The organism is Christiangramia lutea, from assembly GCF_022489035.1.
GTDB classification, from domain to species: domain Bacteria; phylum Bacteroidota; class Bacteroidia; order Flavobacteriales; family Flavobacteriaceae; genus Christiangramia; species Christiangramia lutea.
In genome coordinates, this window is sequence record NZ_JAKVTV010000001.1 from 700,015 (window position 1) to 721,303 (window position 21,289).

Genomic DNA, 21,289 nt, shown 5'->3' on the forward strand with positions numbered 1-21,289 from the left:
TCAGGCTGATTCTGAAATTGTGAAAATTATAGTTAAGGTCACTCCGTTAACTACCAGGTAAACACCTATATCAAAAAACAAAGCTGATCCCACTGTTCCCAAAATTGCCACCGGATCGTGAGACCATAATCCCGTCATAAATGGAAGGTCGTATAAAACCACTGGTGCAAATCCGCTTAAAAAAGATATAGCCAAACCAATAGGCAATAGAAAACCTGGATGCATTATTAAAAGCTCCTTGGTTTTGCTTAATCCATTCGCAAAAGAATGCAGGATAAAGGCAATCGAGGCAATTAAACCACCCACGAACCCACCACCTGGAAGATAGTGACCCCGAAGCAGAATAAAAATAGAAAACACCAACAATACCGGTAACAGATAATTGGAGGCTGTTTTTAAGATTATAGTAGTTCGCATGCTCATTTCTTCTTTTTCTCGTTTTCAACATTCAGGCTCCTGTCAGCATAACGCAATCTGTCCTTCATCTTCAACCTCAATTTCATTAACCCGAATACTCCAACTGCTGCGATAGACAATACAGAGATCTCTATAAGGGTATCTGCTCCCCTGAAATCAACCAGGATCACGTTCACCACATTCTTTCCATGGGCCTCGATATAAGAATTTGCCGCGTAGAAATCCCCAACCTCCTTACTAACTGGTTCAGATAAAACTTCCAGAGCCAGAACGGTAATGATCAATCCGAAAATGGAAGATAAGATACCATCTCTTAATCTGGTCTTATAATCTGAAAGTTTTAAATACTTTGGAAGCTTGTATAGTACGAGTACAAATAATATTACCGTTAGCGTATCTATCGAGAATTGCGTCATCGCCAGATCGGGCGCACTGTAGAATACAAATATGAGACAGATAGAAAGTCCAACCACTCCCATGGCTACTACGGCTGCCAGTCTGGATTGAGTAAATACTGTATAAAATATACCTGCGATCAAGATGAGTGTTGTAGTTATCTCGTAAACCGTGATCTTCGAGAGGGAATTATAGTCTATGGAATAACTGGTATTACCAATCATAATATACCCAACCAGCACAACCAGAAAAAGGATGATTATGGATATGTAATTACGCAGGTACCCATTTTGAAAAAAGTTCGTCCAGAAATTTGCAACTGTGACAAAGATCTCATTAAATTTTTCAAGAATATTTTCAGGAGCTATTGAATCAAATTTGGCGATACCCTGTTCAAGTTTTTCTGATGGCTTAATAATAAAATAAAGCGCAGTCCCAACTCCAATGGTGATCAAACTTAAAATGAAAACCAGGTTAAACCCATGCCATAAGGCAAGATGTATTTCAGAGGCGTCTGCACCCATTGCTTCCACTACTGGTTTGATCAATGCCGATTCGATTATAAATGGTGCAACGCCAAAAACAAGTCCCAGAAGGGCTAATAATAGTGGCGGAAACCAAAGTATAAACCCAGGCTTCTTTGTATTTGCATGCTCATCGGGCAGTTTTCCCGTAAAAGGCTTGATCCCGGCGACAAATCCGGCGTAAAGCAAAAGGATCTTGGTGAGAACAATAGCGATCATAATAATGATCACCACGGTTTCAGAATGTAAAGAGGCCTCATAAGTTAATTCCTTGCCAAGAAATCCAATTGTTGGCGGAATACCTGCACTGGAAATTGCCGCCAGTATACCCGCGATACCTACCGGTAGCATTATTTTATTTAGTCCTGATAGCCTGGTAACATCCCTGGTATGAGTCTGGTGATCTATTATCCCGGTTACAAGGAATAAAGTTGCTTTGTAAAGAGCGTGAACAATAACAAAGACTGCGGCAGCCAGAAAAGCTGCCTGTGTTCCCAACCCTGTAAGAAATACCAGTATTCCTAAAGCGGAAATAGTTGAATAGGCCAGAATTCCCTTGAGATCTGTCCTGAAAATCGTATGAACTGCCGAATATACCATGGTAATTCCCCCAATAATGATAAGGGAATTATTCCAGATACTTTCCCCTCCAAGTACTGGAGTAAAACGCATCAATAAATAAACTCCTGCTTTAACCATCGTTGCTGAATGCAGGTAGGTAGAGACAGGCGTGGGTGCTTTCATTGCGCCGGGCAACCAAAAATGAAAAGGAAACTGGGCAGATTTTGTGAATGCCGCTCCAAAAATGAATAATACGGCAAGAAAATAAAACTCATTAGCCCGTATCATTTCGCTCATGGTGAGCATTTCAGAAATACTGTAAGTTCCTGTAATATTATTTAGAAGCAATGCACCTGCCAGCAGAGACAAGCCACCAATCCCGGTTATTCCGAGGGCCGTCATCGCCGACTTCCTGGAGGCAGGATTCGTATTATTAAAACCAATAAGGAAGAATGAACTTATACTTGTCAACTCCCAGAACACAAAAAGAGTGATCATATTATCAGCCAGAACCAGACCCAGCATAGCTCCCATAAAGGAAGCCAGGTAACCATAGAACCTGTCCAGATATTCATGACCTTTGAGATAGGAAGACGTGTAAGCGAAAACTAGAAATCCTATTCCTGTGATCATCAAAGAAAACAAAAGAGAAAGGCCATCAAGCTTAAAACCAAGATCCACATTGAATGATGGGATCCATTCATAGGAGCGCATGATAATTTCTCCTCCAGATACCTCAGGAATGAATTTCAGAAAATAAAGGAATAATCCTAAAGGTACTAACGAGGATAGTATAGAGAGCTTACCTTTAAAGAATTTTCCCGCGAAAACGAGAAAAATTGAGAATAAAAAACCTGTAAGAATTGCGGTAAGCATACTTATTGAAATCTGTTTCCCGCAAATATAACAGATATTATTGAAGAATTCTTCCTGCCTTCAGACTTAGTATTCAATCATAAACTGTATTTAATACTCTTTGTTCAATTTGAGATAAAAGCAATGAGAAAACCACATGAAATCTTAAATAATTGAAATGTTTTAAAAATTAGAGGCAAAATAGATCTCTTTTTATTATCGTTTATCAATAATTTAAGTAAGTTTGTTATCGAAAAACGATAACGAAATTGAAATGAACAAAAATTTGTTGCTACGTATAGTCCAGGCACTATGTTATTTTTTCAAAGGACTAATCTCCGTCAGTATTGTCGGAATCACCATTTTATTAATTCACTTTCAATTTAATCGAAGCTCCTATGATAACTGGGAATTAGAATTTAAAGGAAGTAAATTAAAAATAATTTCAAACTCTGAAGAGAACCCGGTTTACTATTTTGGTGGTGGTAATCCGGTTTTTAATTATCATATGGATTCCAAAAAATCCATTAAAGGCTTTGAACCGGAAAGTAAAAGTTTTGATAACTGGAAAAATGGATCCTTATTTTTCAACTACTTCAAATTTCTAATCGTTTTGATCTTAGCTTATCGCATATTTCATCAAATTAGCAACATCATAAGCTCAGTAAAAGAATTCAGAACATTTCACCAAATTAATATAGTGGCTTTTAAAAAAATAGGGAAATATTGCTTGTTGATCTTCTTTTTATCCATTTTCAACTTTTGGAGAATTGGAGATTACTCCCGGGCAAGCATTTCAGTCTATTTAACACCTATCTTACTTTCTTTATTAGCTTTTTTCCTATCTGAAATTTTTAAAGAAGGGAGGGGAATTATGCTGGAAAACGAACTAACCATTTAAAAATATGCCTATTACTATCAATTTGGATAAAATTCTTAATGAACGAAATATGAAGAGCAATGAACTTGCAGAAAAAATAGGCATCACAACGGCAAACCTTTCCATTTTAAAAACCGGAAAGGCCAAAGCCATAAGGTTTTCAACTCTGGAAGCCATTTGTGAAGCTTTGGACTGCCAACCTGGGGACATCCTGGAATATCGAGCTTAGTTCCAGCAATTATTATCAATCCTATAAAAATTTTACTTTAGAGGCAAATTCAATTTTTAAACATGTATAGAATTCTTTTAGCATTTCTTTTAATCAGTTTCTACGGAAATGCACAAACCAACAATTATAAAATATCATTCGAAAATGCGGTTCACCACGAGGCCAGGGTGAATATTAGCTTTCCTGAAGTTAAAACAAGTTCATTAGATATTCGAATGAGCAGAACCTCACCTGGAAGGTATGCCCTACATGAATTTGTAAAAAACGTATACGGAGTCAAGGCAACCAATAGTAAAGGTGAAGAGATAAAAATAGAGAGAAACGATCCATATTCCTGGAAGGTAAGTGGTCATGATGGAACCGTAAATATCGAATACACACTTTTTGCCAACCGTGGAGACGGAACCTATTCCCAGATAGACGAAACACATGCTCATTTAAATATTCCCGCCACTTTTATGTATGCTGAAGAATTTGAGCATCGCCCCATTGAAGTCAATTTCGAGGTAAGGGAAGATCTTAACTGGAAGGTCGCCACGCAATTAAAAGAGGAAGGAAGTAACACCTATTCAGCTCCAAACCTCTATTATTTTATGGATAGCCCTACAGAAATAAGCGATTTTAAAATGAAAGAGTTTGAGCTCGATGGGCAAATGATACAGTTTACACTTCACCACGAAGGCACAGAAGCTGAATTTTCAGAATATTTTGAGCAGGTAAAGAAAATTGTTGAACAGGAAGAGGCGGTTTTTGGTGAGCTTCCTGAATTCGATTACGGAAAATACACTTTCCTGGCCTGCTATATGCCGAATGTTTCCGGGGACGGAATGGAGCACAGAAACAGTACGATTTTAACCGATACAGATGCGATTTCTGAAGGTGGAATGAGAGGAAATATCGGCACCGTAGCCCATGAATTCTTTCATGCCTGGAATGTTGAAAGAATAAGACCGTCAGAACTGGAACCTTTCGATTTTGCCGGAGCCAATATGACCGGATCACTTTGGTTTGCTGAAGGATTCACCAGCTATTATACCGGCTTAATGCTTTGCAGAGCTGGAGCAAGGACTCCAGAGGAATATATAGAAGGTCTTAACGGCACTTTTAACTATGTTTGGAACTCACCAGCCCTCGAATATTTTAACCCCATTGAAATGAGCTACCAGGCCACTTTTGTAGATGCGGCAACTTCGGTAGATCCCACCAACCGTGAAAATACCTTTGTTTCTTACTATTCCTACGGAAGTATTTTAGGACTGGCTTTAGATCTTTCCCTTAGACAGGAAAACCTTAACCTTGACGATTTTATGAAATTGATGTGGACGAAATATGGCAAAACTGAAGTTTCATATACCATTAGAGAAATAGAACAAACTCTGGCAGAATATGCAGGTATGGAATTCGCAAATCAGTTTTTTAAAAAACACATCTATGATAGTGAAATGCCAGACTATGATAAATTATTCGGCAGTGTTGGAATAAAACTGGAGAGATCTGGAAAACCAGATTTTGGTGCTTCGCTTTCAGAAGTAGAAAATGGATTGAAAATAGACCGAAACCCTTTTCAAACCGGAGCAGCATACAAAACCGGCCTGGATAACAGAGATGTGATCACAAAGATAAATGGAGAAAAGATCGAATCTAAAGATCAATTCGATGAGATGGTAGCAAACTCGTCAGATAATCTAAAGGTCACTTTTACCAGATTTGGCAAGGAGAAACAAACGGAAGTCGAATTAGGTGAAGATCCAACCTGGATAATTAGCATAGATGAAAATGCCTCCAAGGAAGCTTTGAAAAAACGTGAAAAATGGCTTCAGCCTGAATAATGACTATAAAAAAAAGCCTTTCGAATGAAAGGCTTTTTTTTATTTATAGGTTTGAAAAACTAGTCCGCTAAGATAATAGCTTTGTTGTCTTTCATTTCAAGAACTCCTCCTTTAATAGTATAGTAAAGCACATTAGCTTCAGAAGATTCAGTTCTGAATCCTTCCTGATCTTTCCTTTTGATCTCATTTTCACTTCCGGAAGTAAGGTTGATCTTAACCTCTCCTTCAGTTAATGTTGAAACGATAGGTGCGTGATTGTTCAGCATCTGGAATTCACCATCATGACCCGGAACTTTTACCGCATCTACCTGCGCTCTAAATACTACTGCTTCTGGAGTTACTATTTCTAAATACATCTAACTTATTTTAGTTTTCAGCAAGCATTTTCTCTCCGGCTTCGATCGCCTCTTCAATTGTACCTTTAAGGTTGAAGGCAGCTTCCGGAAGGTGATCTAATTCACCATCCATAATCATGTTGAAACCTTTGATAGTTTCCTTAATATCTACCAACACTCCCTTAAGACCAGTAAACTGCTCTGCTACGTGGAATGGCTGAGAAAGGAAACGCTGAACACGTCTTGCACGTGATACCGCAAGTTTATCTTCTTCAGAAAGTTCTTCCATACCAAGGATGGCAATAATATCCTGAAGTTCTTTATATTTCTGTAATAACTCTTTAACACGTTGCGCACAACGATAGTGTTCATCACCTAATGTTTCCGGAGTAAGAATCCTTGAACTTGACTCTAACGGATCTACCGCAGGATAAATACCTAGCTCGGCAATTTTACGAGAAAGTACCGTTGTTGCATCAAGGTGAGCAAAAGTTGTCGCCGGTGCAGGGTCAGTAAGGTCATCTGCAGGTACGTAAACCGCCTGTACAGATGTAATAGATCCATTCTTAGTAGAAGTAATACGCTCCTGCATTGCACCCATCTCGGTCGCAAGTGTTGGTTGGTACCCTACCGCTGAAGGCATACGCCCAAGAAGTGCAGACACCTCAGAACCAGCCTGAGTAAAACGGAAAATGTTATCTACGAAGAAAAGAACATCTTTCCCCTGACCTTCTCCAGCTCCATCACGGAAGAATTCCGCAATTGTAAGTCCAGAAAGAGCCACACGAGCACGTGCTCCAGGAGGTTCGTTCATCTGCCCGAATACGAAGGTAGCCTTAGACTCCTTCATAGCCGCTTTATCTACTTTTTTAAGATCCCATCCACCTTCTTCCATAGAATGAGTGAAATCATCTCCATATTTTATAATTCCAGATTCTAACATCTCTCTAAGAAGGTCGTTCCCTTCACGAGTACGTTCACCAACTCCTGCAAATACAGAAAGTCCACCGTGACCTTTGGCGATGTTGTTAATCAACTCCTGGATAAGTACAGTTTTACCAACTCCTGCACCTCCAAAAAGTCCAATCTTACCACCTTTTGCATAAGGTTCGATAAGATCGATTACCTTAATACCGGTAAATAAAACTTCTGTAGACACAGATAGATCCTCAAATTTCGGTGCTTCACGGTGAATTGGAAGTCCGTTTTTTCCCTCTTTAGGAAGATTCCCTAATCCATCAATCGCATCTCCAACAACGTTGAACAATCTTCCGTAGATATCCTTCCCAACTGGCATTTGGATAGGATTTCCAGTAGCTAGCACTTCAACTCCACGGCTAAGACCATCTGTAGAATCCATTGAAATCGTTCTTACAGTATCTTCACCAATGTGCGATTGCACCTCAAGAACTAAAATAGAACCATCTTTTCTGGTGATTTCCAAAGAATCGTAGATCTTTGGCAGTTCAGCGTTTTCTGAGTCGAACACAACGTCAACTACAGGACCAATAATCTGGGCAACTTTACCTGTGACTTTAGACATTTATCTAATTCTTTAATTTTTAATAGTAAAATTCAAAAACCTATTTCGCTGATTTTAAAAACCATAATATTGAAACAGGTCATTTTCAGGCTGCAAAGATAAATTTTTCTGGCAAAAAACATATTGAAATTTTGAGAAGTTTTCAATGTTTCTAAAAACCTCTAAAAACCTGATTTAAAAGCTTCCAATACCGTGAAATAAAAAACCCTCCAAAATGTATTTAGAAGGGTTTTTCTATAAATTTTAATAAAGTTTTACTCTACTGTAACCGATTTAGCGAGGTTACGAGGCTGATCTACATTTTTCCCTAACATTACTGCAATATGGTAAGATAGCAATTGTAACGGAATCGTAGTTAATAAAGGAGTTAAGGATTCCATGGTTTCCGGAACTTCGATCACGTGATCTGCAAGTTCTCGTACCTCTGTATCTCCTTCAGTAACAATTGCAATGATCTTTCCTTTTCTTGATTTGATCTCCTGAATGTTACTAACAACTTTCTCGTAATGACCTCTTTTGGTTGCAATTACCACTACGGGCATCTGCTCATCGATTAGTGCAATAGGCCCGTGCTTCATTTCAGCCGCTGGATAACCTTCCGCGTGAATATAGGATATCTCTTTAAGTTTTAGTGCGCCTTCAAGTGCAACCGGGAAATTATACCCACGTCCTAAATAAAGGCAGTTTGGAGCATCTTTATATTTAAAAGATACTTCCTGTATTAACTTGTCAGACTCAAGTGCAACTTTAATTTTCTCTGGAATTCTCTCAAGTTCCTGTAAATGGAACTGGAAGTCACTATGAGAAATAGTCCCTTTAAACTTTCCAAGTTTAAGAGCCATTAATGTTAGGACAGTGATCTGGGTTGTAAATGCCTTAGTTGAAGCCACACCAATCTCTGGACCGGCGTGTGTATAAGCACCTGCATGTGTTTCTCTGGAAATTGAAGAACCAACAACATTACATACTCCGAATGCGAAAGCCCCTTTTTCCTTAGCCAGCTTAATAGCTGCCATAGTATCAGCAGTTTCACCACTTTGAGAAATAGCGATCACAACGTCATTTTCCGATATTACAGGATTTCTATATCTAAATTCAGAAGCATATTCAACTTCTACAGGGATCCTGGCGATATCTTCAAAAATATATTCAGCTACCAATCCGGCATGCCATGATGTTCCACAGGCAACAATAATAAAACGTTTTGCATTAGCAATACGCTCCATATTATCATCTACCCCGGCCATTCTTATAAGACCTTGCTCAACCAGCATTCTACCTCTGTAGGTATCACTAATCGCATTAGGCTGCTCATGAATCTCCTTCAGCATGAAATGCTCATAACCTCCTTTTTCGATCTGTTCCAGGTTCAATTGAAGTTCCTGGACGTAAGGATCTACTAAAGAATCGTCATGGATTTTTCTAATCTTTACTTCTTTATGTCTTCTAATAACCGCCATTTCGCCATCTTCCAGGTAAATTGCATTATTAGTAAATTCAATAAAGGGAGAAGCATCGGATGCTACAAAGAACTCATCTTCACCAACACCAATTGCTAACGGACTTCCCAGCCTGGCAACAACGATCTCGTCTGGCTTGGTTTTATTAAAAACAGCAATAGCATAGGCTCCCACAGTCTGGTTCAGCGCTATCTGAACAGCTTTACCAAGTTTTACTTTTTCCTGGATTATTACATCTTCAATTAGATTAACCAAGACTTCAGTATCGGTATCACTTTTAAAAGTATATCCCCTATTCTTAAGCTCTTTTTTAAGAGCATCATAATTCTCAATAATTCCATTGTGAATGATCACAAGGTCACCGGAATTGGAATAATGCGGATGCGAATTTACATCGTTCGGCTCACCATGGGTAGCCCACCTGGTATGACCTATACCAACGGTACCATTGGTTGAGATCTCGCTTTCGAGCCTATCTTTAAGATCAGCGACCTTACCTTTGGTCTTACTCATCTTTAATTCATTTCCATCGTATAAAGCGATACCGGCACTATCATAGCCACGGTATTCTAATCTTTGCAGTCCTTTAAGAACAATAGGATAAGCCTCCCTGCGTCCTATATACCCAACAATTCCACACATATTTTCTTCTAATTATAATCGGTATAAAAAATCTTTAATTTTAATCTCTTGTCTTCATCATTAGACATATTCCCATGCAATACTGTACCTGTTGGCGCCAATGAATTCACAGATGGGATCAAGTCTATTAAAGCTGACATTCCTCTGGTTGCCGACATTAAAGAGCCTCCAATCTGGCCTTGAGATCCTCGAACAACCACAGAGTTGATGTTGGGTACAATTACCAGGCCTAATTTCACATTTTCAGCATCATTATTTATAATACTGCTTACGTGATTCGTAATTCTAATATTATAATACTTTCCACTCTCATCCTCTGCTACCAGTTCAGAGAAATTAGTCACGGAAATATCTGGATTTGCAACATTGAAGCTGGCATCCAGAGCATAATCACTTAAAAAAGTATTATTGTTAAGGTCGTAGAGATATAATCTTCTTGGCTGATCTCCCCCTGCTAGAATATCGTCATTCACGTAAAAAGTAAGACTGGCCTCATTAACTAATAATTCTTCATTTTTTAAATTTTCCAGCTCCTCTTCATCAGGGAACAATTCAATTACAGCCATACTCCCCTCCTGAGCATTTAGGTAAAGATTTTCTGCTCCCGTTTCAGAAGATTGAGATGAAATTGCAGCACTTATCTCTTGAGGATATTCTCCTGTAAAAGTATTGAACCTATTACCTCCTACATTTAAAGTAAAGGTCCCTCTCGTTTGTTCTTCTTCATCCTCATCGGAAGAATCTCTCTTATAATACAGCCTAATTCTAGGAGCTGAATTCTGACCGGAAAAATTTAGAAGTAACTCACTTCCTCCGGAACCATTTGATTCAGCTTTAATGAATAAGCTTCGGAAATAATCCCTGAAATTACTATTGTTTAATAAATTATCTGTTCCCTGCTGAGCAATGATCTTTTCCTGAAAGAATTCTACCGGAAGTTTAATTCGTAAAGCCGGATTATTGGCAATGGTATCATTTTCACCATCAACATTTAATTCATAAGAGTCGAATGGTAGAGCTGATGGCTCAAAATCCTCATCGACGTACAAAGGATCACCAATAATATTTTGTTCAATAGCATCCTGCTGATCTGAATAATATTTCTGACGTTGCTCGAATCCTACATCAGGATCAAGGTCATTCAGAAAATAGGACGTCTCATAAACCGAAAGCTTAAAAGATTCATCACCATAAATAGAATCCAGTTCATATATAATATTATCCTCAGTAGACTCTTCAGACTGGGTCGAAAAGTAAGGTATAACCATCACCACACTATCAAGCTGAGCGTTCTCCCCGAAATTTGGATTTTCAGAAGACAAACTCAACTGGGTTATGAGGCTGGCGGTACTTTGTCCATAAACAGGATGGTTATGCACCCCCAGAATATAATCTGATAGATTATTGGTTTGAATGGAATTTACTTTTTGCGAGTAGGCATTTACCTCAACCTCTCTCATTTCAACATTAGAAGGATTAGTTATAATCTCTCCTCCTATTTCTGAAAACTCATCATCGCATCCTACAAAAGCGAAAACAACGGCTAACGCAGCCATCGCCTGGTACAATCTGTTAAATCTCATTTAATACTTTTACTTACTGTTGTTTAAGACAATACTTTAGTGTCATAAAATTCCTGATAGGCATGTGAGAAATTTTCCTTTTCGGTATATGGCAGGACGGGTTTATTGATCTTATCAATATAGGTTTTCAAATCATCAGGAACATTGTCTCCTCCTATTACAACTGCATCTGAATTATCCACTGCAGTTTTCAATAAATTGACAAAATTAGGAGTCTTCAAATGCTTTACATTAGAATTTTCCAGTCCGTCAAACAATATTTTCTCTCTCATTTCCTCATCTAACGTTCCATCGAAGCTTTGATTGTAAACAGAGGTAACTATTTTCGAATCTCTGAACAATGGCTCGTTCCCGTAATAGTTCCTCAAATAAAGAGGCAGAAGAGAAGACAGCCAGCCGTGTACATGGATGATATCTGGAGACCAGTTCAATTTTTTAACTGTTTCTATAACCCCCTTGGCAAAGAAGATTGCACGCTCATCGTTATCAGAAAAGAGGTTACCATCCTCATCAGTTAAAGTTGCCTTCCTTTTAAAATAATCTTCGTTATCTATAAAGTAAACCTGCATTCTCTCTTTAGGAATAGAGGCAACTTTTATGATCAACGGCATATCCAGATCATTAATAACAAGATTCATCCCTGATAGCCTTATCACTTCATGCAATTGATGCCTTCTTTCATTGATGTTACCAAACCTCGGCATGAAAATTCTAATTTGCCCGCCCAGGTTATTCACCATTTTAGCAGCTTCAAATGAGGTTGATGAGATATCGGTTTCAGGTAAGTAGGGTATAACTTCAGACGAGACGTATAACACTCTCTTATCTTTCATAAATTCTTTGCTTTAGTTACGTTTCCGAATAAAAAACACGCAAAATTACAAAAATTTATGCAGATTGCCAGAGAAATATTAAGTTTGCACGCTGTTAATTTTACAACAAAATGCAGATTTTTAGGGAGAAAGATCCACTTATAAAGGCCATTCAGAAGGCAAAATCTGAAAAAAATATCGTTGGACTGGTCCCAACTATGGGAGCTTTACATGAAGGCCACCTTTCTCTTGTAAGAAATGCCTTTAAGGAATCTGATCTGGTAGTGGTTAGCATTTTTGTAAATCCTACCCAGTTCAACAACAAAGAGGATCTGGAAAAATATCCACGCAATCTGGAAAAGGATATTGAACTTCTTGAAGCTGAATTTCCCAATATCTGGGTTTTCACACCTACCGCTGAAGAGCTATATGATAATGAAATCCTTTCTGAAAACTTTGATTTTGAAGGACTGGAATCTGTAATGGAAGGAAAATTCAGGAACGGCCATTTTGACGGAGTTGGAACAGTTGTTAAAAGATTATTCCAAATTGTCACGCCAGATAAGGCCTTTTTTGGTGAAAAGGATTTTCAGCAATTGCAGATCATAAGAAAGCTCACAGAAAAGACCGGGCTACCGGTGGAAATAGTTGGCTGCCCTATTCTAAGAGAAGATTCCGGACTTGCAAGGTCGTCAAGAAATGAACGTCTAAGTAGCCAAAATCGTAAAAAGGCAGCGTTTATTTATGAAACTCTCAAAAATGTAAATATCCTATTTGGCACAGAAAGTGCTAATTACATCACCAAATGGGTAGAAAATAAATTCAGGGAACATCCATTTTTAGAATTGGAATATTTCGAGATTGCCGATTCCAGGACTCTGAAGAAAATTAATGAAAAAGAAAAAGGAAAAAATTACCGGGCATTTATCGCTGTGTATGCAGATGAAATTAGGTTAATCGATAATATCGCTCTGGACAATTAAATTTAAAAATGCAGATTCACGTAGTAAAGTCAAAAATCCATCGTGTAAAAGTTACAGGTGCAGACCTGAACTATATTGGTAGTATTACCATTGATGAAAACCTCATGGAGGCAGCTAATATTGTTGAAGGCGAAAAAGTACAAATAGTAAATAATAATAATGGTGAGCGCCTGGAAACTTATGTTATACCAGGGCCTAGAAATACCGGAGAGATCACCCTTAATGGAGCTGCAGCCCGAAAAGTTGCTAAAGGCGATATCTTAATCATTATTTCTTACGGCATTATGGATATGGAAGAAGCCAAAAGCTTTAAACCATCTTTGGTATTTCCAGACGAAGAAACAAATCTGTTGAATTAATTTTCCATTGAACAAGAAACTCATTAGAATATTAAAGATCAGTATCCCCTTATTTTTGGGGATTTTTTTGGTCTGGTATTCTCTAAAGAGTTCTACCCCAGCTGAACGGCAAAAATTATGGGAAAGCATTCTAGATGCCAATAAGTTCTGGATCGCAGTTTCATTTTTCCTGGGTACGGTTTCCCATTTTTCCCGGGCATTCCGGTGGAAATTCATGCTTGAACCAATGGGTTACAGAACAACCCAGAAAAACCGGTTTATGGCTGTAATGGTCGCTTACCTGGCCAATTTCGGGATCCCTAGGTCTGGAGAGGTTTTAAGAGCTGTCACCCTCTCAACCTATGGAAAGGTTCCCTTCGAAAAAGGCTTCGGAACCATTATTTCCGAGAGAGTTGCAGATTTATTAATCCTGATGTTCATTGTTGGAGTAGCATTGATTTTCCAAACCGACGATTTGCTGGCATACCTACAGAATCAAAACATAAATCCTCTAATCACCCTTTTTATTTTCCTTGGTCTCGTAGGAATAATCATACTCGGACTGAATATTATTCGCCGATCAAACTGGCTACCCTTTCAGAAATTAAAATCGATTGCAAGAGGCCTATTGGAAGGCATGAAAAGCATCCTGAAAATGGAGCAGAAATGGGCTTTTATATTCCATACCGTTCTTATCTGGGGATTATATCTAATCATGTTCTTCGTCATAAAATTCAGTATTCCAGAAACAGTGGACACCCCACTAGGGATCATTATGGCTGCATTTGTAGTTGGTTCATTTGCGGTTTCCGCAACTAACGGTGGAATAGGCGTTTACCCACTGGCTGTTGGAGGTATTTTGATGTTTTTTGGCATTCAGGATCATGCAGCCGAAGCCTTTGGCTGGATCGCCTGGACCACGCAAACCGCTGTTGTCCTGCTATTCGGCGGATTATCCTTTATTTTACTACCACTTTTAAACAATAAGAAATAATAATTATCTTGTAGGTCCGAATCAATACTACACCTATGAAACGATTATTACTATTGCTAATGGCAATCCTATTGCCCTTGGCCAACTTTGCACAGATAAGTTATCAGAGCTTATCCTCCCAGAAACTGGGTGAAACCAGACAGATCAAGATCCAACTTCCCCGTAATTATGAGGAAAATAAAGATAAACGATACCCCGTGGTAATTGTACTTGACGGAGACTACCTTTTTGAGCCTGTTGCGGGAATGGTAGATTATTATTCCTACTGGGAAGACGTTCCGGAAATGATAGTTGTTGGGATAAATCAGGATGGAATTCGTATGGAAGACACCTATTATTCTGAACAAAATTTTCTTCCCGAAGGAAAAGGAGCAAAATTCTTTGAATTTATCGGAATGGAGCTACTAGCCCAATTAGACCAGAAATACAGAACCGCAAATTTTAGAATTATTGTGGGTCATGATTTCACTTCTAATTTTATCAATTATTATTTATTGAAAGAGAACCCGATTTTCCAGGGATACATTAATCTTAGCCCGGATCTTGCTCCAGAAATGGCCAATAGAATTAGTAGTTCACTTAACAGATCAGCCTCCAGGAAATGGTATTACATGGCTACGGGAAGCTCAGATATTCCTAATCTAAAGGAAAAGATCATCAGCTTTGACAACGACCTGAAAAATATTGAAAATGAGCTGGTAGACTATAAATTCGACAATTTTGAAGAAACCACTCATTACTCCCTGGTTGGCAAAGCGATTCCTTCTGCTATTGAAGGCATGTTCGAGATCTACAGGCCTATCTCTACCAAAGATTATAACGAGAAATTGTTACAAACTTCAGTTTCACCTTCTCAGTATTTAGCTGAAAAGTACACTACTATTGAAGAATTGTACGGACTAAAGAGAAAGATTAGTTTAAATGATTTTATGGCTGTACATAAGGCTATTGAAAAGACAAGAAACTGGGAAGAATACAAGGAGCTTTATAAAATGGCCCATGATAATTATCCTGGAACAATGTTAGGAACCTATTTCGAAGCACGTTACGAAGAAGAAACAGGCAATCCTAAAAAGGCCATGAGAATTTATCAGAATGCCTACGGGCAGGAAAAAATTGCTTTTCTGAACACAGATTTTATGCTTGAAAAAGCCGATGCGATTAAAAAAGATTTCGGTTATTAGCATAAAATTGATCGATTAAATGGCTAAGGTTAAGACCACTTATTATTGTCAGAAATGCGGCGCTCAATATTCTAAATGGCAGGGAAAATGTAACTCCTGCGGAGACTGGAATACCATCGTAGAAGAACTGGTTCAGAAACCAGATCCAAAGGACTGGAAAACCTCAGCTAAAAAGGAGGCGAAGAAAGCCGCAAAGCCATTGTTGATCGCAGAGATCGAAAAAACACCTCAAAACCGGTTAAACACCGGAAATAATGAATTAGATCGGGTGCTTGGCGGCGGCCTCGTTCCCGGTTCTTTAACTTTGCTGGGTGGAGAACCCGGTATTGGTAAAAGTACCCTGTTGCTTCAGATCTCTCTCGGACTGAAATATCGCGTACTTTACGTTTCAGGGGAGGAAAGTCAGCAACAAATCAAAATGCGGGCTGAAAGGATCGACCCTAATCCCGCGAATTGTTTCATTCTCACTGAAACCAAAACCCAGAATATTTTCAGTCAGGTAGAGGAAGTAGAACCGGAAGTGGTCATTATCGATTCCATCCAAACCCTTTATAGTGACTATATAGAAAGTTCACCTGGAAGCATTTCCCAAATAAGAGAATGCACGGCAGAACTCATAAAATTTGCCAAAGAAAGCAATACACCAGTGATCCTTATCGGCCATATTACCAAGGAAGGTAGTATTGCCGGACCAAAGGTTCTGGAACACATGGTAGATACTGTACTTCAATTCGAAGGAGACAGGAATCATGTTTACCGAATTCTTCGCGCCCATAAGAACAGGTTTGGTTCAACTCATGAACTAGGCATCTATGAAATGCAGGGAAGCGGCTTGCGAGAAGTTATTAATCCTTCAGAAATACTCATCTCAAAAAACGATGAAGACCTTAGCGGAACTGCTATTGCTTCTACCTTAGAAGGAATGCGGCCTCTAATGATCGAAATTCAGGCTCTGGTAAGCACCGCAGTTTATGGGACACCTCAGCGCTCCACTACCGGCTATAATGCCAAAAGACTGAATATGCTCCTGGCCGTACTGGAAAAAAGAGCTGGATTCAGACTTGGTGCAAAAGATGTCTTCCTAAATGTCACTGGCGGAATTAGCGTTGATGATCCTGCAATAGACCTGGCTGTAATAGCAGCAATTCTATCTTCTAATGAAGACATTTCTTTGGAAAAAGACACCTGTTTTGCCGCGGAAGTTGGCCTTGCCGGGGAAATTAGACCTGTAACCAAGATAGAACAGCGTATCCTGGAAGCAGAAAAATTAGGATTCGCCTCCATCATGGTTTCCAAACAAAGCAAGATACCTAAAGCCGATTTTCACATTAAAATTATCAGGGTGGCTAAAATAGAAGACGTTGTCGCACACCTGTTTGGGTAGAAATGGCATAATTACTGCTATAATTGAGTAGCATGCAATTATACAGAGCCCTCTTCCTTTCAATTCTTATACTGCTTACTTCATGTTCACAAATGAAGAAGGCAGAAAATTTTATATCTGGCCTTTCACAAAAAGAAAAGTATAAGCAAGATCATAATATTCCTGATGAGATCTACAATTTATGGGAAGATCGAGTAGAAGTGGCTTTGGATGATAGCCTTGAAATTGAACTTCCCTATCAGGAGGTTGGTGAGTTTAAGCCTAGAAATTTCGCTATTTATTCTTATCAAACTTACCTAATTCCCGGAGAAGTTTTAAAAGCAGAAATTGTAACAGATAGTACTCATACGAAGGTCTTTCAGGAGCTTTACAAACAAAATTCGGATGGTTTCAAGAAGATAAAATCGGGTAATGCTGAGGGGGAAAAATTAAGTTTTGAAATTGAGGAAAAAGGCCTTTATAAAATAATCTTTCAACCGGAAATTGAAGCTCATACCAGGTTCAGTATTCGAATTTTTAAATCTCCGGGCTATTCCTTTCCGGTCCTGAACGGTAAAAATGCCGACATTGGAAGTTACTGGGGTGACATAAGGGATGGTGGACGAAGAAATCACGAAGGTATAGACATATTTGCTGAAAGAGGAACGCCGGTTATTGCGGCCACTTCCGGCAGAATAAGGTTCACCGGTGTAAAAGGTCTTGGAGGAAAGCAGGTATGGCTAAGAGACGTGAAAAGACGCCAGTCTTTATATTACGCACACCTGGACAGTATAAAACCCGATTTGAATTCTGTAGATCGTGGGGACACCTTAGGATTTGTTGGTAACACTGGAAACGCAAAAACTACTCCTCCACATTTACATTTTGGCATTTACAAAAGTGGCCGCGGAGCTTTAGATCCTATTGGATATGTATATTTACCCGATAATGAAAAGGATTTCTCTTTAGATAATGAGAAAATCACCTCCAGACTTGAGATCACTACCAGTAAAGCTAATTTTAGAAACAAGCCGGCAACAAACAATTCGAGGATTGTTAGAACCGGCCTGAAAGGTGAACTTGTTATGGTTCTGGGTAAATCTAACAGTTGGTATCATGTACGTGACGGCCTAAACCGTTCCATGTTTATACACGAAAGCCTGGTAAAACCAGTTGGTTAAGGTGCCGGATTAGGAATATTATTATGGATCTCATTGATGCCTTCTAAAATCTCTTGAGAAAGGTGGACATCAATACTCTCGATATTTTCCTTTAGCTGCTCCATACTTGTAGCTCCAATGATATTACTAGTAACAAACGGCTGCTGATTCACAAATGCCAGCGCCAGATGCGTAAGGCTAAGGCTATGTTCATCTGCCAGTTCTTTATAAGCTCTGGTTGCTTTTACTGAATTCGCATTGGAATACCGTTTATACTGTGGAAACAGGCTAAGCCTGGTATTTTCTTTAATTCCATCAAGATGCTTTCCACTCAGGGTTCCCATTCCCAATGGTGAATACGGAAACAAACCTACATTTTCACGATGATAAATTTCCGTTAGACCTACTTCATCTTTTCTATTAAGCAGATTATACGGATTTTGTACGGTTGAAATTCTGGGTAGATCATGTTTTCTGCTCTCCTCCAAAAATCTCATCAGTCCGAAAGGCGTTTCATTAGAGAGACCAATTTGCCTTATTTTTCCTTTTTTAACGAGGTCATTCAAATTCTCCAGAACTTCCCTGAAATTATCTTCCCATTCTTCATCTTCCTGATGAACATATCCTCTCTGACCGAAAAAATTTGCATTCCTTTCCGGCCAGTGCAATTGATATAGGTCAATATAATCGGTTTGCATTCTTTCCAGGCTTTTATCAACAGCATCCTGAATAGCTTCTTTATGAAAACCTAAATTTGGCCGAATATGCGACACCATATCTGAAGGACCCGCTACTTTTGAAGCAATAACAACCCTATCTCTCTTCCCTGATTTTTTCAACCAGGAACCTATCACCTTCTCGGTACTTCCCTGAGTTTTTGGATCTGCCGGAATAGAATACATCTCAGCAGTATCTATGAAGTTCACCCCTTTATCCAGGGCAAAATCTATCTGTTCATGACCTTCGGCTTCCGTATTCTGTTGCCCCCAGGTCATTGAACCCAGGCATATTTTGCTAACTTTTATATCTGTATTAGGTAGGTTAGTATATTCCATTGTCATTTCTGCTTTAACCGGCAATTTATAATAATTAAGGTAGGCATGAAACCATTGGCTTATCATTCTTCTCAATGGCATAATTGGTAGACAAATATAGAAAAAGATGATTTTTGGTTATATTTAAATACCACTATCTTTAGAAGGCTATTGAGTAAATCTCCGCCGGAACAATTTAATTTAAGCGTATGAAGAAAATTGCCATTTTAGGGCCTATCCCCAGGGACACTATTCTAACCCATAAAAATGAAATTATTGAGAAGTATGGTTGTGCTACTCACCCAGCGATAGCACTTGCCAAGCTTATGAAAAATACCGGGGAGGTTCGGGTAATTTCTCATGTTCATAAAAAAGATCTTACGGCTATCAAGGGATTATTTTCGAGCTATGATAATGTAGATGTTAGTGGAATAGATTCTGAAAGAGACCGTGGAACAGTAATAGAATTAAAATTCATAGATCAGAATAACCGTCTTGAGAAACAGACTGCTTTTATGAACCCAATTTTACCAGAGGATGTAGAACCATACCTGGATTCAGATGCTTTTGTATTCGTCCCAATTACAGATTTTGAAATTTCATTAAGTACCCTAAAACACATCAAAAAAAATAGTAAGGGTCTGGTAATTTTTGACGCACATGGCCCAACTACATCCATGAACATCAATGGCAGCCGGGAACGAAAATACTGGATAGACCGTGATGAATGGTTACCCTATATCGATGTTCTTAAGATGAACCTCGAGGAGTCTATGTGCTGCTGGTTCAAAAATGAATATCACATTGACGAAATGGGCCACTATGATGAGGAAAACACAGAACATCTGGATGAATTCGGCGAACATGTTCTCAAAATGGGCGTTAAGGTACTCTATGTAACCCTCGATTCACGGGGATGTGTTGCTTACACCATGAAAAAAGGACAAGTGCAAAAAGAATTCATCCCTTCAGTACCGGTAGACGAAGTAATAGATACCACCGGATGCGGCGATTCCTTTGCAGGCGGTCTCGCATACGGATTTGCTTATCACAATGATCTCATTATAGCGGCCCGTTATGCCAATACTTTAGGTGCTATGAGAACCCAGGGGAAAACTTATGAAGTTTTTAAGGGCCTAGAAGAAACTAATGCGATCATTAAAAAACATTACCTGGAAAAAACCAGTTAGATACTTTAAATAGAATCATTTAAAAGTTTACTGATCTCATCTAGCTTAGGAGTTAAGATCACCTCTATTCTTCTGTTTTTCGCTTTTCCTGCTTCAGAATCGTTGGTAGTCACCGGGGCGTGCTCACCTCTTCCGGCAGCGGTTAAGTTTTGGGGGTCAATATTAGAATTTTCCCGCAATATCTGAACTATTGACGTAGCACGTTTAGTAGAAAGGTCCCAGTTATCCTTAAGCTGCCCGCTTCCGCCATAAGGCACATTATCTGTATGTCCTTCGATAAGCACAGCAATATCAGGATTCTGAGCCAACACTGAACCAAGTTGTTGCACGGCCTTTCTTCCTTCAGAATTCACTGCCCAGCTGCCTGATTCAAAAAGCAATTTATTTTCCATGGAAACATAAACCTTTCCGTCTCTTTGTTCCACGCTTAAACCTTTTCCTTCAAAGTTGGTAAGAGCATTGGAAACTGCAGTCTTAAGAGCGTTCATCTTCGCATCCTTAGCCGCGATCACACTTTCCAGTTCATTTATTCTTTGGGATCTCAAGGCAAGATCTTTCTCAAGATTTTCAAGCCGGTTTCTTTCTGCGATGAGTGCCGCTTCCTTTTCGTCAAGTTGAGCCAGAAGTTCCCTGTTCTGTCTTGAATTTTCTGAGATGGCCGCAGAACTGTTCTTTTCCAGAGCATCATAAGATTTTTCAAGATTCGTATAATTTATTTCAAGAGCTTCCAGCTTTTGCATCAAATCGTTACGTTCTGTAGTTAGTGTTTTTTGATCTGACCTTAACCCGGCCAGTTCATCTTCAAGCTGCTTATTCGAACTTCGGAACTTTTCCAGGTCTTCATTCATGCTACGGTTTTCACGCAACAAATCGGCGTTCCTACTTTCCAGTTCTCCGTATTTTTTTGAAGAGACGCAGGAATTCATCAATATCAATAATGCTAAAAAACTTAAGGCTTTAATTTTCATAAGAAAGTA

At 38.9% G+C, this 21,289-nt stretch carries 19 protein-coding genes; 10 read left to right on the plus strand and 9 right to left on the minus strand.

Annotation, left to right across the window (positions count from 1 at the left end):
• Positions 1-417, minus strand: coding sequence for an MnhB domain-containing protein (locus ML462_RS03270; RefSeq protein ID WP_240712295.1), 417 nt, complete (start codon positions 415-417; stop codon positions 1-3).
• Between the two features lie 2 nt (positions 418-419).
• The gene (locus ML462_RS03275) at positions 420-2,774 is read right to left on the minus strand and encodes a putative monovalent cation/H+ antiporter subunit A (RefSeq protein WP_240712296.1); all 2,355 of its coding nucleotides are present in this window, start codon (positions 2,772-2,774) and stop codon (positions 420-422) included.
• Positions 2,775-3,261: 487 nt separating this feature from the next.
• Here ML462_RS03275 and ML462_RS16150 point away from each other — a divergent pair, with 487 nt between their 5' ends.
• From ML462_RS16150 to ML462_RS03285, 3 genes are all read left to right on the plus strand, one after another.
• Positions 3,262-3,654, plus strand: coding sequence for a DUF2975 domain-containing protein (locus ML462_RS16150; protein WP_423738471.1), 393 nt, complete (start codon positions 3,262-3,264; stop codon positions 3,652-3,654).
• A 4-nt stretch (positions 3,655-3,658) separates the two neighbouring features.
• The gene (locus ML462_RS03280) at positions 3,659-3,862 is read left to right on the plus strand and encodes a helix-turn-helix domain-containing protein (protein WP_240712297.1); all 204 of its coding nucleotides are present in this window, start codon (positions 3,659-3,661) and stop codon (positions 3,860-3,862) included.
• 62 nt (positions 3,863-3,924) lie between these two features.
• A complete protein-coding gene (locus ML462_RS03285; protein WP_240712298.1) occupies positions 3,925-5,691 on the plus strand; it encodes a M61 family metallopeptidase in 1,767 nt (588 codons plus the stop codon).
• A 59-nt stretch (positions 5,692-5,750) separates the two neighbouring features.
• On the opposite strand, the gene ML462_RS03290 is transcribed toward ML462_RS03285, so the two are convergent.
• The 5 genes from ML462_RS03290 to ML462_RS03310 all read right to left on the minus strand — a co-directional run bounded on the left by ML462_RS03290 (position 5,751) and on the right by ML462_RS03310 (position 12,087).
• Complete coding sequence (locus tag ML462_RS03290) at positions 5,751-6,047, minus strand: FoF1 ATP synthase subunit delta/epsilon (RefSeq protein WP_240712299.1); 297 nt, start codon at positions 6,045-6,047, stop codon at positions 5,751-5,753.
• 10 nt (positions 6,048-6,057) lie between these two features.
• Positions 6,058-7,569 carry a F0F1 ATP synthase subunit beta gene (gene atpD, locus ML462_RS03295; protein ID WP_240712300.1) on the minus strand — a complete coding sequence of 504 codons (1,512 nt, stop codon included), beginning with the start codon at positions 7,567-7,569 and terminating at the stop codon, positions 6,058-6,060.
• A gap of 254 nt (positions 7,570-7,823) precedes the next feature.
• Positions 7,824-9,671, minus strand: a complete 1,848-nt coding sequence (gene glmS, locus ML462_RS03300; protein ID WP_240712301.1) for a glutamine--fructose-6-phosphate transaminase (isomerizing) — start codon at positions 9,669-9,671, stop codon at positions 7,824-7,826.
• Positions 9,672-9,679: 8 nt separating this feature from the next.
• On the minus strand, positions 9,680-11,254 hold the full coding sequence (bamH, locus tag ML462_RS03305; RefSeq protein ID WP_240712302.1) for a BamH family beta-barrel-assembly machinery protein: 1,575 nt from the start codon (positions 11,252-11,254) through the stop codon (positions 9,680-9,682).
• A 23-nt stretch (positions 11,255-11,277) separates the two neighbouring features.
• Positions 11,278-12,087 (minus strand): glycogen/starch synthase, encoded by an 810-nt coding sequence (locus tag ML462_RS03310; protein WP_240712303.1) that lies wholly within the window; start codon positions 12,085-12,087, stop codon positions 11,278-11,280.
• Positions 12,088-12,197: 110 nt separating this feature from the next.
• On the opposite strand from ML462_RS03310, the gene panC reads away from it, so the two are divergent.
• Genes panC through ML462_RS03340 form a run of 6 tightly spaced genes read left to right on the plus strand, consistent with a single transcriptional unit; the run spans position 12,198 to position 18,109 of the window.
• Entirely contained in the window at positions 12,198-13,049 is an 852-nt protein-coding gene (panC, locus tag ML462_RS03315; protein ID WP_240712304.1) for a pantoate--beta-alanine ligase, read from the plus strand.
• A gap of 8 nt (positions 13,050-13,057) precedes the next feature.
• Positions 13,058-13,408 carry an aspartate 1-decarboxylase gene (panD, locus tag ML462_RS03320; RefSeq protein WP_240712305.1) on the plus strand — a complete coding sequence of 117 codons (351 nt, stop codon included), beginning with the start codon at positions 13,058-13,060 and terminating at the stop codon, positions 13,406-13,408.
• A 7-nt stretch (positions 13,409-13,415) separates the two neighbouring features.
• A complete protein-coding gene (locus ML462_RS03325) occupies positions 13,416-14,381 on the plus strand; it encodes a lysylphosphatidylglycerol synthase transmembrane domain-containing protein (RefSeq protein WP_240712306.1) in 966 nt (321 codons plus the stop codon).
• A 35-nt stretch (positions 14,382-14,416) separates the two neighbouring features.
• Entirely contained in the window at positions 14,417-15,565 is a 1,149-nt protein-coding gene (locus tag ML462_RS03330) for an alpha/beta hydrolase (RefSeq protein ID WP_240712307.1), read from the plus strand.
• Between the two features lie 19 nt (positions 15,566-15,584).
• Complete coding sequence (gene radA / locus ML462_RS03335; RefSeq protein WP_240712308.1) at positions 15,585-16,949, plus strand: DNA repair protein RadA; 1,365 nt, start codon at positions 15,585-15,587, stop codon at positions 16,947-16,949.
• A gap of 32 nt (positions 16,950-16,981) precedes the next feature.
• On the plus strand, positions 16,982-18,109 hold the full coding sequence (locus ML462_RS03340) for a peptidoglycan DD-metalloendopeptidase family protein (RefSeq protein ID WP_240712309.1): 1,128 nt from the start codon (positions 16,982-16,984) through the stop codon (positions 18,107-18,109).
• Here the strand turns inward: ML462_RS03340 and ML462_RS03345 are convergent.
• Positions 18,106-19,143: an NADP(H)-dependent aldo-keto reductase gene (locus tag ML462_RS03345; protein ID WP_240712919.1), complete on the minus strand. Its 1,038-nt coding sequence runs from the start codon at positions 19,141-19,143 to the stop codon at positions 18,106-18,108. The genes ML462_RS03340 and ML462_RS03345 overlap by 4 nt on opposite strands.
• Before the next feature lie 188 nt (positions 19,144-19,331).
• Between ML462_RS03345 and ML462_RS03350 the strand changes: the two genes are divergently transcribed.
• Positions 19,332-20,312 carry a carbohydrate kinase family protein gene (locus ML462_RS03350; protein WP_240712310.1) on the plus strand — a complete coding sequence of 327 codons (981 nt, stop codon included), beginning with the start codon at positions 19,332-19,334 and terminating at the stop codon, positions 20,310-20,312.
• A gap of 5 nt (positions 20,313-20,317) precedes the next feature.
• Here ML462_RS03350 and ML462_RS03355 read toward each other — a convergent pair whose 3' ends face one another.
• Positions 20,318-21,280: an OmpA/MotB family protein gene (locus tag ML462_RS03355; RefSeq protein WP_240712311.1), complete on the minus strand. Its 963-nt coding sequence runs from the start codon at positions 21,278-21,280 to the stop codon at positions 20,318-20,320.
• Positions 21,281-21,289 lie beyond the last annotated feature (9 nt).